This is a genomic window from Bacillus sp. FSL L8-0099 (genome assembly GCF_038006385.1).
Taxonomy (GTDB): Bacteria; Bacillota; Bacilli; order Bacillales; family Bacillaceae_G; genus Bacillus_A; species Bacillus_A toyonensis.
In genome coordinates this window covers 3,903,201-3,915,629 of the sequence record NZ_JBBOVC010000001.1, presented here as the reverse complement: position 1 = coordinate 3,915,629, position 12,429 = coordinate 3,903,201, and the positions used below count along the sequence as shown (strand labels likewise).

General features: G+C 36.9%; 14 protein-coding genes and 1 other annotated feature. All 14 genes read left to right on the top strand.

Features of this window, described 5'->3' with window-relative positions:
* Nucleotides 1-127: 127 nt before the first annotated feature.
* The 14 genes from sigG (at nt 128) to uraA (ending at nt 12,382) form a co-directional block, all read left to right on the top strand.
* Nucleotides 128-907: an RNA polymerase sporulation sigma factor SigG gene (sigG, locus tag MHH42_RS19685; RefSeq protein ID WP_000197755.1), complete on the top strand. Its 780-nt coding sequence runs from the start codon at nt 128-130 to the stop codon at nt 905-907.
* A 171-nt stretch (nt 908-1,078) separates the two neighbouring features.
* Complete coding sequence (locus tag MHH42_RS19680) at nt 1,079-1,363, top strand: YlmC/YmxH family sporulation protein (RefSeq protein WP_033657297.1); 285 nt, start codon at nt 1,079-1,081, stop codon at nt 1,361-1,363.
* Between the two features lie 118 nt (nt 1,364-1,481).
* Nucleotides 1,482-2,300 carry a peptidoglycan editing factor PgeF gene (pgeF, locus tag MHH42_RS19675; RefSeq protein WP_001209014.1) on the top strand — a complete coding sequence of 273 codons (819 nt, stop codon included), beginning with the start codon at nt 1,482-1,484 and terminating at the stop codon, nt 2,298-2,300.
* Nucleotides 2,297-2,971 carry a YggS family pyridoxal phosphate-dependent enzyme gene (locus tag MHH42_RS19670; protein WP_000218001.1) on the top strand — a complete coding sequence of 225 codons (675 nt, stop codon included), beginning with the start codon at nt 2,297-2,299 and terminating at the stop codon, nt 2,969-2,971. Before pgeF ends, MHH42_RS19670 begins: the two co-directional genes overlap by 4 nt.
* A gap of 19 nt (nt 2,972-2,990) precedes the next feature.
* Nucleotides 2,991-3,461 (top strand): cell division protein SepF, encoded by a 471-nt coding sequence (locus MHH42_RS19665; protein WP_000119137.1) that lies wholly within the window; start codon nt 2,991-2,993, stop codon nt 3,459-3,461.
* 6 nt (nt 3,462-3,467) lie between these two features.
* Entirely contained in the window at nt 3,468-3,731 is a 264-nt protein-coding gene (locus tag MHH42_RS19660; RefSeq protein ID WP_000214326.1) for a YggT family protein, read from the top strand.
* Nucleotides 3,732-3,746: 15 nt separating this feature from the next.
* A complete protein-coding gene (locus tag MHH42_RS19655) occupies nt 3,747-4,514 on the top strand; it encodes a YlmH family RNA-binding protein (RefSeq protein ID WP_000029703.1) in 768 nt (255 codons plus the stop codon).
* A gap of 89 nt (nt 4,515-4,603) precedes the next feature.
* Nucleotides 4,604-5,110, top strand: coding sequence for a septum site-determining protein DivIVA (gene divIVA, locus MHH42_RS19650; RefSeq protein WP_001131611.1), 507 nt, complete (start codon nt 4,604-4,606; stop codon nt 5,108-5,110).
* Nucleotides 5,111-5,161: 51 nt separating this feature from the next.
* Nucleotides 5,162-5,386 (top strand) — a binding site (T-box leader).
* Between the two features lie 71 nt (nt 5,387-5,457).
* Complete coding sequence (gene ileS2, locus MHH42_RS19645; RefSeq protein WP_016109031.1) at nt 5,458-8,223, top strand: isoleucine--tRNA ligase; 2,766 nt, start codon at nt 5,458-5,460, stop codon at nt 8,221-8,223.
* 156 nt (nt 8,224-8,379) lie between these two features.
* The gene (locus tag MHH42_RS19640; RefSeq protein WP_001002952.1) at nt 8,380-8,709 is read left to right on the top strand and encodes a hypothetical protein; all 330 of its coding nucleotides are present in this window, start codon (nt 8,380-8,382) and stop codon (nt 8,707-8,709) included.
* Nucleotides 8,710-8,833: 124 nt separating this feature from the next.
* On the top strand, nt 8,834-9,292 hold the full coding sequence (gene lspA / locus MHH42_RS19635) for a lipoprotein signal peptidase LspA (RefSeq protein WP_000642175.1): 459 nt from the start codon (nt 8,834-8,836) through the stop codon (nt 9,290-9,292).
* A gap of 4 nt (nt 9,293-9,296) precedes the next feature.
* Nucleotides 9,297-10,205, top strand: a complete 909-nt coding sequence (locus tag MHH42_RS19630; protein WP_000005848.1) for an RluA family pseudouridine synthase — start codon at nt 9,297-9,299, stop codon at nt 10,203-10,205.
* 204 nt (nt 10,206-10,409) lie between these two features.
* The gene (pyrR, locus tag MHH42_RS19625; RefSeq protein WP_001156491.1) at nt 10,410-10,952 is read left to right on the top strand and encodes a bifunctional pyrimidine operon transcriptional regulator/uracil phosphoribosyltransferase; all 543 of its coding nucleotides are present in this window, start codon (nt 10,410-10,412) and stop codon (nt 10,950-10,952) included.
* 146 nt (nt 10,953-11,098) lie between these two features.
* Nucleotides 11,099-12,382 carry a uracil permease gene (uraA, locus tag MHH42_RS19620; RefSeq protein WP_000435916.1) on the top strand — a complete coding sequence of 428 codons (1,284 nt, stop codon included), beginning with the start codon at nt 11,099-11,101 and terminating at the stop codon, nt 12,380-12,382.
* Nucleotides 12,383-12,429: the final 47 nt, after the last annotated feature.

Below are 12,429 nucleotides of genomic sequence, written 5' to 3'. Positions count from 1 at the left end.
CTTATTCTGTTTAGTTGTAGAAGAAGGGGGAATTAAAATGAAAAATGAAGAGAAAACCACATGCATAAAATCCCCTTCAAAGGAAATACTTTACACTGTACAGCAACTCCCGATAGGAGGGAACACTTTGACGAGAAACAAAGTAGAAATTTGCGGTGTTGATACAGCAAAACTTCCAGTACTAAAAAATGAAGAAATGCGTAAATTATTTCGTGAAATGCAAAGTGGAGAGATAAGCGCAAGAGAGAAATTAGTGAATGGAAACTTACGTCTTGTATTGAGCGTCATCCAAAGATTTAATAACAGAGGAGAATATGTTGACGATTTATTTCAAGTTGGTTGCATCGGACTTATGAAATCCATTGATAACTTTGATTTAGGCCAAAATGTAAAATTTTCAACGTATGCTGTGCCGATGATTATTGGAGAAATACGCAGATATTTGCGTGACAACAATCCGATTCGCGTATCTCGCTCGTTACGAGATATTGCGTATAAAGCGTTGCAAGTAAGAGAAAAATTGATCGCAGAAAATTCAAAAGAACCAACAGCAATGGATATTGCAAAAGTGCTAGAAGTGACTCACGAAGAGATTGTATTTGCTTTAGATGCGATTCAAGATCCAGTGTCATTATTTGAGCCGATTTATAACGATGGGGGAGATCCTATCTTTGTTATGGATCAATTAAGTGATGAAAAACAAAAGGACGAGCAGTGGGTTGAAGAGTTAGCGCTGAAAGAAGGCATGAAGCGTTTAAATGATCGTGAAAAGATGATTATTCGAAAACGGTTCTTTCAAGGAAAAACACAAATGGAAGTTGCAGAAGAAATCGGGATTTCTCAAGCTCAAGTATCACGCTTAGAGAAATCGGCTATTAAACAAATGAATAAAACGATTCAAGGATAAGGTCTCACCATTTATGGTGAGGCCTTTTTATATGTACTATTATAGTTTGCGTTCATAGCAATGAGGTCGTGTTCATATAATGAAAATAATATGAACCTTAGTAGCGGTTACTTCCTGTTAATATGAAATACAGTAGTCTGTGTACTTCCAATTCGCCATATAAGGGAGAGGATGAGAGTGATACGGATTTCAGAGTTACAGATGAAGGATGTTATAAATATTTCAGATGGGAAAAGGCTTGGAAATATTGGAGATATTGAGATTGATATCGATACAGGGAAGATTTGCTCTATTATTATTTCCAAACAGGCACGTATGCTTGGGATTTTTGGGAAAGACGTAGAAATTATAGTTCCTTGGGAGGAAGTTATGAAAATCGGGGAAGATGTCATACTTGTAAGAGTAAATCCTGTTAATTCTGTAACAGAATCAATACAAACAACGACAATTTCATAAAGAATATTACAAATTCCTCTTTTTTTTCTGTTGGTATTATGAAAAAATAAAAGTATGGTAAAATAGACAGGAAGTACCATGCTTTTTTCTGTTATTTTAATTAAAAAGGAGCCGCTTTATGAGAGAACCATTTAAATATGTGGACGGTATACTGTATTTACAAGCGTGGAAAGAACTTGGAAACATTACTGCTGGATTTACGACAAAAGATGGTGGGATAAGTACGGGCTCCTTTCATGCGATGAATTTAGGATTACATGTGAATGATATCGTGGAGAACGTTCATGAAAACAGACGCATTTTAGCAAATAAGTTACAAAAACCATTGGAAAACTGGATTTGCTCTGAACAAGTTCATGATCACCAGGTTGAAAAAGTAGGACAACAAGAAAAAGGAAGTGGCGTCTATTCATATGAGGATGGCATTTCAAAAACAGATGGCATTTATACGACTAATAACGATGTTCTTTTAACGTCTTGTTACGCGGATTGTGTCCCACTCTATTTTTATGCACCATCACATGGTATGATAGGACTTGCGCATGCTGGGTGGAAAGGGACTGTAAAAGAGATTGCAAATGAAATGATTCAAAAATGGAGTGCAGAAGGGATTTCAAGTGATGAAATTCATGTTGCAATTGGACCGGCAATCGGATCTTGTTGTTATGTTGTTGATGATAGAGTGTTAACAGCGGCACAGCAAGTAGTAAACGGTTCTGTCCCATATAAAAAAATTTCTGATGGACAGTACGCAATTAATTTAAAAGAAATTAATCGTATATTATGTGTACAAGCAGGCATAAAAGAAGAGCATATTGTAATGTCATCTCTTTGTACAAGCTGTGAAGAACAACTATTTTTCTCTCATCGTCGTGATCAAGGGAAGACAGGGAGAATGTTGAGTTTCATAGGTTTTAAGGAGGAAGAAAACAAGTGACAGTACAAGAAAATTTAATAATTGTAAACGAAGCTATTAAAGAATCTTGCACACGAGCTGGACGTTCGTTGCAAGATATTAAACTTGTTGCAGTTACAAAAACTGTAGGGATTGAAAAAACAAACGAAGTAATGGAAGCTGGAATTATCGATTTAGGTGAAAATAGAAATGAAGGTTTCTTACAGAAATACGAGCATTTTGGCTCAAAAGTTAATTGGCACTTTATTGGCTCATTACAAACGAGAAAAGTAAAAGAAATCATTAATGAAATTGATTATTTACATTCGTTAGATCGTCTTTCTCTGGCGAAAGAAATTCAGAAACGTGCTGATAAGAAAGTGAAATGCTTTATTCAAGTGAAAACCTCATCTGAAGAATCAAAGCAAGGATTGGCAATAGAAGAAACAGTTTCTTTTATTCAAAGTTTGCAAGAATTGGATAAGATTGAAGTGGTTGGACTAATGACGATGGCGCCATTTACAGAAGAAGAGGAAGAAGTTCGTCGCTGCTTTAAGGACTTGCGCAAGCTACAAATAGAGGTGCAGGAGCTAAATCTATTACATGCGCCATGTAAAGAATTATCAATGGGAATGTCCAATGATTACACGATTGCAATTGAAGAAGGTGCTACATATATTCGTTTGGGAACGATTTTAGTAGGAAAAGCGTAAAAGGAAGGAGAATCTTATTATGAGTTGGTCAAAAGTAAAATACTTCTTTTTTGATACACCAGAAGAAAAAGAAGCAGCTCAATATAGCTATGAAAAGGAGCAAACGGATATGAAGAAGCAGCAAGATCCGCCGGAACAACAAGATGTTACGTTTCCGAAAGCACAACCGAAACAAAATGTTGTGAGCATTGAAACGGCAAAGCAATCTTCAAAAGTTGTTTTATTAGAACCACGCACGTATTCGGAAGCGCAAGGTATTGCGGACCATTTGAAAGGTAGACGAGCTGTTGTAATTAATTTGCAAAGAATGTCTACTGATCAAGCAGTACGTATCGTTGACTTTTTAAGTGGTACTGTATACGCTATAGGCGGGGACATTCAAAAAATAGGTCCGAAAACATTTATGTGTACACCTGAAAATGTAGATATTGTTGGTGCAATTTCAGAATTATTCGGCGAAGAAGAAGAAACAAATATAAAGAGGTGGTAATACGCCATGACAACCGTTTTAAATGTTTTACTTACTGCTATCGAGATTTACTCGTGGGCACTTATCATTTACATCCTCCTATCATGGTTTCCTGGTGCAAAGGAATCAACTTTTGGAGATTTTCTTGCACGTATTTGTGAACCGTATTTAGAACCATTTCGCAGATTTATTCCGCCGTTTGGTATGATTGATATCTCTCCACTCGTTGCGATTTTTGCGTTAAAACTTGCTAAAAGTGGTTTGTTCAGTTTGTTCAGCTATTTCTTGTAATAAGAGGCTAAATACATGAGCATTTACGAACATTTCAGACCTGATGAAGAGGTCTTTGTAGATAAAGTGCTAGAGTGGAAGCGAGCAGCAGAGTACCATCAAGTGAAACTAACAGATTTCCTTGATCCAAGACAGCAACAAATTGTTTCTATGGTAATTGGACAAGGAGATGTTGCTGTGCAATTTGATGGTGCAACGCCTTACGCAGAGCGTAGAAGAGCACTTATTTATCCAGACTATCTAGAATTAAATGAAGAAGAATTTCAAGTAGAAGTATTAGAAATTGACTATCCTTCCAAGTTTTATACGCTAGAACATAGGCAAATATTAGGTACATTTATGTCACTTGGTTTAACGAGAGAAAAATGTGGTGATATTTTGCTTCAAGAAAATCGTGCCCAAATTGTAGTTGCGAAAGAAATCGTATCTTACATTGAGATGAACTTACAAGCAATAGGGAAAGTAAAAGTCTCCTTATCAGCAGTACAAGGAGAACAAATTCTACAGACTCATGAAACGTGGGGAGAGAAATCTGGAACGGTTTCTTCACTTCGCTTAGATGTTATGTTGGCTGAAATGTTACATATATCCAGACAGAAAGTGCAACCTTTCATAAAAAATGGTTTAGTAAAAGTCAATTGGAAAACAGTAGAGCAAACTTCTTATGAATGTTATCCAGGAGATGTGTTTTCGGTGAGAGGATATGGGCGAAGTAAATTGTTTTCTGTAGAAGGTAGAACAAAACGCGACAAATGGAGAATTTTGTATGGTATACTAAAATGATTGGTTTTTTAGAAGGAAATCCTCCTATTTTGTCGAAGAAAAGATATAATTGAAAGAGGAAATTTAGATAACTACTTGGAGGTGGCGTTGTGCCGTTAACACCATTAGATATTCATAACAAAGAATTTGGTCGCGGATTCCGTGGCTATGATGAAGATCAAGTAAATGAGTTTCTTGATCAAATTATCAAAGATTATGAATTAGTCATTCGTGAGAAAAAAGCTTTAGAAGAAAAAGTTGCGCAATTAGAAGGAAAGTTAGATCATTTTTCTAACATTGAAGATACGTTAAACAAATCTATCGTTGTTGCACAAGAAGCAGCGGAAGAAGTAAAACGTAATGCACAAAAAGAAGCGAAATTAATCGTACGTGAAGCTGAAAAAAATGCAGATCGTATCATTAACGAAGCTTTAGTAAAATCAAGAAAAGTTGCTTTTGATATTGAAGAGCTAAAGAAACAAGCGAAAGTATTCCGAACTCGTTTCCGTATGTTATTAGAGACACAGCTTGAAATGCTAAACAACGATGATTGGGATAAACTAATTGAGTTAGAAGACGAAGTAGATGAGCTGTTGAAAAAAGAAGAAACAGTGTAAGCTTGACGTTTTTCTCATTATTACATATAATTTTAAACAACATATTTATTAAGAAAAACGAAGATAGGGATAAGTACCTTTTCAAACCTTATATAGCGAACTGAGGACGGTGTAAGCTCAGGATAAGGAGATTAGTGGGAATATCACCCTGGAGTTCCGCGCTGAACAAATAGAGTAAGCGTAGGCGTGTATTCGCGTTAAGAATATAAAGAGGGTTTTATACATATGTATAGAATCTACTAGGGTGGTACCGCGGGAGACTTTCTCGTCCCTTTTTGGGATGAGAAGGTCTCTTTTTTATTCCGTTTTTTAAGTATTTCTTTTATACATGTAAGGAGGAATTGAGCATGGAGTACAAAAATACATTACTGATGCCAAAAACAGAGTTCCCAATGCGTGGGAATTTACCAAAACGTGAGCCTGCAATGCAAGAAAAATGGGCTGAAATGAATATTTATGAAAAAGTACAAGAACATACAAAAGGCCGTCCTTTATTTGTGTTGCATGATGGACCTCCATATGCGAATGGTGACATTCATATGGGACATGCATTAAATAAAGTGTTAAAAGACTTTATTGTTCGCTATAAGTCAATGACTGGTTTCAGTGCACCATATGTTCCAGGTTGGGATACGCACGGTTTACCAATCGAACAAGCGTTAACGAATAAAGGTGTAAAACGTAAAGAAATGACAGTTGCTGAGTTCCGTAAGTTATGTGCAGAGTATGCATATGAACAAGTAGAACGTCAACGTGAACAATTTAAGCGCCTAGGTGTACGTGCAGATTGGGATAATCCATATATTACTTTAGAGCCAGCTTATGAAGCACAACAAATTAAAGTGTTTGGTGATATGGCGAAAAAAGGTTACATCTATAAAGGGCAAAAACCAGTTTACTGGTCTCCAACAAGTGAGTCTGCTTTAGCAGAAGCTGAAATTGAATACCAAGATAAAAAATCAGCATCTATTTATGTAGCGTTCCCTGTAAAAGACGGAAAGAACGTATTAGAAGGTGATGAGAAATTTATCATTTGGACAACAACTCCTTGGACATTACCTGCGAACTTAGGTATTTCTGTTCATCCAGAGCTTGAATATAGCATTGTAAAAGTAAATGATGAGAAATATATTATCGCTTCTGAATTATTTGAGACAGTTGCAAAAACGTTAGAGTGGGAAAATGCTGAAGTTGTGAAAACGGTAAAAGGTAGCGAACTTGAGTATACAGTTGCAAAACACCCATTCTACGAGCGTGATTCATTAGTTATGCTAGGAGATCACGTAACAACAGATGCAGGTACAGGTTGTGTTCATACAGCACCAGGACATGGGGAAGATGACTTCGTTGTTGGTAAAAAGTATGGATTAGAAGTACTTTGCCCAGTTGATGATAAAGGTGTATTAACAAATGAAGCACCTGGATTTGAAGGCTTATTCTATGATAAAGCTAACAAGCCAATTACAGAAAAATTAGAAGAAGTAGGCGCGTTACTGAAACTAACATTCATTACGCATTCATACCCACATGATTGGAGAACGAAAAAACCAATTATTTTCCGTGCGACAGCACAGTGGTTTGCATCTATTGAAGCATTCCGTAAAGAGTTATTAGAAGCTGTTGCGGAAACGAAATGGGTACCAGCATGGGGCGAAACTCGTCTTCATAACATGGTTCGTGACCGTGGTGACTGGTGTATTTCTCGTCAGCGTGCATGGGGTGTGCCAATTCCTGTATTCTATGCTGAGAATGGTGATCCAATTATTACAGATGAAACAATTAACCATGTAGCAGATTTATTCCGTGAACACGGTTCTAACGTATGGTTTGAGCGTGAAGCGAAAGATTTATTACCAGAAGGATTTACACATCCAGGTAGCCCAAATGGTGAATTCCGTAAAGAAACAGATATCATGGATGTATGGTTCGACTCAGGTTCATCTCACCAAGCGGTATTAGAAGAGCGCGATGACTTACAACGTCCAGCTGATTTATATTTAGAAGGATCTGACCAATATCGTGGTTGGTTTAACTCTTCATTATCAACAGCGGTTGCTGTAACAGGTAAAGCTCCATATAAAGGCGTACTAAGCCATGGTTTCGTACTAGATGGTGAAGGACGTAAAATGAGTAAGTCGATTGGAAACATCGTCGTACCGAAGAAAATTATGGATCAATTAGGCGGAGATATTTTACGTTTATGGGTATCATCTGTTGACTATCAATCTGACGTACGTATTTCAGATGATATTTTAAAACAAGTAGCAGAAGTGTATCGTAAAATCCGTAACACATTCCGTTTCTTATTAGGCAACTTAGATGACTTTAAGCCAAGTGAAAACACAGTAGCGGTAGCTGAACTTCGTGAAGTAGATCGTTACATGTTAGTGAAGTTAAATGACTTAATTACAAAAGTAAAAGAAGCATATGAAACATATGACTTTGCTGCTGTATATCATGCTATTCACAACTTCTGTACAATTGATCTAAGTTCATTCTACTTAGACTTTGCAAAAGACATTTTATACATTGAAGGTGCAAATCACGCGGATCGTCGTGCAATTCAAACTGTATTATATGACGTTCTTGTTGCATTAACGAAACTTGTAACACCAATCTTACCTCATACAGCTGATGAAGTATGGCCATATGTTCCAGGTGTAACAGAAGAAAGCGTACAGTTAACTAACATGCCGGAAGCTACAGAAGTAGAGGGTTCGGAAGCGTTAAAAGCGAAATGGGATGCATTTATGACATTACGTGATGACGTATTAAAAGCGTTAGAAGTAGCTCGTAATGAGAAAGTAATTGGTAAGTCATTAAATGCGAGCATTACCCTTTATCCAACTGCAGAAATGAAAGTAATGTTAGAGTCTATTAGCGAAGACTTGAAGCAATTATTCATCGTTTCTGAATATAAACTTGGTGGTATGATGGAAGAAGCTCCAGCAGATGCGCCTAAGTATGAGCATACAGCGGTTGTCGTTTCTCAAGCAACTGGTGAAACATGCGAACGTTGTTGGGTAGTTTCAGAAACAATTGGTAAAGATGCTGAACATGAAACATTATGTGAGCGTTGTGCATCAGTTGTTAAAGAAAACTATGTAAAATAATAAAAAAACTGACTGCTATTGATGCAGTCAGTTTTTTTATTGATGGTATATCGAAATAACTTTCAGGCTCTTTCCTGTGAAGGAAAAATGTGTGTGAGGTAAGCAAATAAATTTCGGACACACTAACTGTACATTACAGCTAGGAGGAATGTACACGTGAATGAAATTTACATGGAAATAAAAGAAGAATTGCAATTGATGAGAAAAGAGTTGCAAGAGAGACTAGCTAAAGAAGTAATGCACAAATATGATGCTGAGTTCAGCCAAGAGCTTGGATATGAAATTAAGGAAGAGATAAAGAAAAAATTGCTATTACATGATATAAAAGAGGACTTAAAGGATGTAGAACGCGCATTATTTAAAATGGAAATAGATATGTACGGTATTTGTGAAGAGACGGGGAGAGTAATTTCGACAAAGCAAATGAAAACAATGCCGACTGCCCGTACGATTCATGAATTTTTCTATGAAAAGGTAAATGTATGAATACGCACAACGATATTATATTACCTTTTTTTAATTTATTTTATTCTTCTATAAAGGTTCATTGTGAAAAGGTAGCAGCTATGCTAAAATTTTGAGGTACACTGTCTTTGTGGGGGAAATGAAAATGATATATTATGTAATAGCATTATTTGTCATTGCCATCGATCAAATATCGAAGTGGCTAATTGTAAAGAACATGGAATTGGGTATGAGCATTCCGATAATCGATAATGTATTATACATAACATCACATCGAAATAGAGGAGCTGCCTGGGGGATTTTAGAAAATAAAATGTGGTTTTTCTACATTATTACGGTTGTCTTTGTAGTATTTATCGTAATGTATATGAAAAAATATGCAAAAACAGACAAGCTTCTAGGAATTTCATTAGGTCTAATTTTAGGTGGAGCAATTGGTAACTTTATTGATCGTGTATTTAGACAAGAAGTAGTGGATTTTATTCACGTGTATATTTTCTCGTACAACTATCCAGTATTCAATGTAGCTGATTCAGCGTTATGTATTGGTGTTGTATTAATTATTATTCAAACATTATTAGAAGGCAAGAAAACGAAGGAGTAATTGAATGAGTGAAGTAGTACAGGTAACAGTTGCAGAAGAACAAAAAAGTGAGCGAATCGATAAATTCGTTGCAGAAATTAACAGTGAATGGTCACGTTCACAAGTACAGCAATGGATTAAAGATGATGTTGTAACAGTGAATGGGAAATCGGTAAAAGTAAATTATAAAGTTAAAGAAAATGATGAAATTACAGTAACGATTCCTGATCCGGAAGAGTTAGATATTCAAGCGGAAGATATGAACTTAGAAATTTATTATGAAGATGCAGATGTACTTGTTGTAAATAAGCCACGTGGTATGGTTGTACATCCAGCACCAGGTCATACAAGTGGCACACTTGTGAATGGTCTTATGCATCATTGTACAGATTTATCAGGCATTAACGGTGTAATGCGTCCTGGTATCGTGCATCGTATTGATAAAGATACATCTGGCCTATTAATGGTTGCTAAAAATGATATGGCACACGAATCACTTGTAAATCAACTTGTAGCAAAAACAGTAACAAGACGTTACAAAGCGATTGTACACGGTGTTATTCCGCATGATAAGGGAACGATTGATGCTCCGATTGCTCGTGATAAGAAAGAACGTCAAAGTATGACAGTTGATGAAAATGGTAAGCATGCTGTTACGCATTTCCAAGTGTTAGAGCGTTTCAAAGATTTCACACTTGTAGAATGTCGCTTAGAAACAGGACGTACACACCAAATTCGTGTTCATATGAAATATATTGGCTATCCACTTGCAGGAGATCCAAAGTATGGACCAAAGAAAACATTAGACATGAATGGACAGGCACTTCATGCAGGTATTTTAGGATTTGACCACCCTCGTACTGGTGAATATATTCAGTTTGAGGCACCGATTCCAGAAGTGTTTGAAGAGACTTTAAATATTTTACGGAAATAGTATTGACAAATCATGAGAAAACTGAGATACTGACAACAGTTAAATAATGATCCTTTAACACAGCCCCGTGAGGTTGAGAAGGTAACGGTTTGAAATACTTAGGGTATGTTGTACCCTTTTTTCAAAAGTCCTCTCGCACACGCTGAGAGGACTTTTTTTATACCATTACTCTCACGCAAGAAAAATAGCTTGGAGGTGTAGAGCATGCAGGAAAAAGCTGTCGTTTTAGATGACCAAATGATTCGCCGCGCTTTAACACGAATTAGTCATGAAATCGTGGAACGAAATAAAGGTGTGGATAATTGTGTTCTTGTCGGAATTAAAACACGTGGAATTTTTATTGCACAACGTTTGGCAGAACGAATTGGTCAAATTGAAGGAAAAGAGATGGAAGTAGGAGAGTTAGATATAACTTTATATCGTGATGACTTAACACTTCAATCAAAGAATAAAGAACCACTAGTAAAAGGTTCAGATATTCCAGTAGATATTACGAAGAAAAAAGTAATCCTTGTAGATGATGTATTGTATACAGGAAGAACAGTTCGAGCTGCGATGGATGCTCTTATGGATTTAGGAAGACCATCACAAATTCAATTAGCTGTTCTTGTAGATAGAGGACATCGTGAATTACCAATTCGCGCTGATTATGTAGGAAAGAACATTCCAACATCAAGTGAAGAGCGTATCGAAGTTGATTTGCAAGAGACAGATCAACAAGATCGAGTAAGTATATACGATAAGTAAAGCCCTTTTAAATGTAGTCCTGTGAGGCTGCCAAAGGGTCTTGGCTTTCATATGTCGAATTTGGCATACGAAAGTATAGGACTCTTTGTGCACAGGCACAAAGAGTTTTTTTATTGCAAAGATTTAAACTGAAGGAGGATGTAACAATGGAACAAAAGCCAGTGTTAGACGTTAATGAAGTACCGAAACCGGGAAAATGGTTATTTTTAAGTATACAACATTTGTTCGCGATGTTTGGATCAACAGTGCTTGTTCCATTTTTAACAGGCTTGAATCCGTCAGTAGCGTTAATATCAAGTGGATTAGGAACGCTAGCGTTTCTTCTTATAACGAAAGGTCAAGTACCTGCGTATTTAGGATCATCATTCGCCTTTATCGCACCGATTATTGCAGCAAAAACAGCAGGTGGCCCCGGAGCAGCGATGCTTGGTGGTTTACTTGCAGGACTGGTGTACATCTTAATTTCAATCGGAATTAAGAAATCTGGATCAGCGTGGATTATGAAATTACTTCCGCCAATCGTAGTTGGTCCGGTAGTAATGGTAATCGGTTTAGCTTTAGCACATACAGCAGTGAACATGGCGATGAACGGTGCGGATGGTAAGTATAGCATTACACACTTTTCAGTAGCACTAGTAACATTAGCAATTACAATCATTTGCTCCATATTTGGAAGAGGATTTTTCAGCATCATACCGGTGTTACTTGGAATCATCGGCGGATATATCTTCGCTTACTTCCAAGGGCTAGTAGATTTAAAACCGGTAGCTGAGGCGAAATGGTTTGTCGTACCTGATTTCACAGTACCGTTTGTAACATACACACCAGAGTTTTCGTGGAAGATTGTACTCTTAATGGTGCCGGTAGCACTAGTAACAATTTCAGAACATATCGGACATCAAATTGTACTTGGAAATGTTATTAAAAGAGATTTAATTGAAAAACCAGGTTTACACCGTTCAATCTTTGGGGATGGGGTAGCAACATTAATCGCATCACTAATCGGTGGACCACCGAATACAACATACGGTGAAAACATCGGTGTGCTAGCAATTACGAGAGCGTACAGTGTATACTTATTCATCGGTTCAGCAGTATTCGCAATCATGTTTGGATTTATCGGGAAGATTTCAGCACTGATCCACTCGATTCCAACACCAGTTATGGGTGGTGTATCAATCTTACTATTCGGTGTAATCGCATCAAGTGGTTTACGCATGATGGTAGATGATAGAACAGATTTAAGTGACAAACGAAACTTAATGATTGCATCAGTTATACTAGTAATTGGTATTGGCGGAGCGGTACTTCACGTAGGAGAATCGTTCCAAGTAGAAGGAATGGCACTAGCAGCAATTGTAGGTGTACTGTTAAATCTACTACTACCAGAAACGAAACAAATAAAACAATCTAAGCAGATTGCTTCATAAAAACAACCTTTTAATTCAGTCCTGTGAGACAGAAAAGGGTGGCTTCT

Excerpts from the sequence above, each read along its gene's own strand:
- MHH42_RS19680 (WP_033657297.1), top strand. The coding sequence starts at position 1,079 with ATGAGAGTGATACGGATTTCAGAGTTACAGATGAAGGATGTTATAAAT.
- pgeF (WP_001209014.1), top strand. The coding sequence starts at position 1,482 with ATGAGAGAACCATTTAAATATGTGGACGGTATACTGTATTTACAAGCG.
- MHH42_RS19665 (WP_000119137.1), top strand. The coding sequence starts at position 2,991 with ATGAGTTGGTCAAAAGTAAAATACTTCTTTTTTGATACACCAGAAGAA.
- MHH42_RS19660 (WP_000214326.1), top strand. The coding sequence starts at position 3,468 with ATGACAACCGTTTTAAATGTTTTACTTACTGCTATCGAGATTTACTCG.
- MHH42_RS19655 (WP_000029703.1), top strand. The coding sequence starts at position 3,747 with ATGAGCATTTACGAACATTTCAGACCTGATGAAGAGGTCTTTGTAGAT.
- ileS2 (WP_016109031.1), top strand. The coding sequence starts at position 5,458 with ATGGAGTACAAAAATACATTACTGATGCCAAAAACAGAGTTCCCAATG.
- lspA (WP_000642175.1), top strand. The coding sequence starts at position 8,834 with ATGATATATTATGTAATAGCATTATTTGTCATTGCCATCGATCAAATA.
- MHH42_RS19630 (WP_000005848.1), top strand. The coding sequence starts at position 9,297 with ATGAGTGAAGTAGTACAGGTAACAGTTGCAGAAGAACAAAAAAGTGAG.
- pyrR (WP_001156491.1), top strand. The coding sequence starts at position 10,410 with ATGCAGGAAAAAGCTGTCGTTTTAGATGACCAAATGATTCGCCGCGCT.
- uraA (WP_000435916.1), top strand. The coding sequence starts at position 11,099 with ATGGAACAAAAGCCAGTGTTAGACGTTAATGAAGTACCGAAACCGGGA.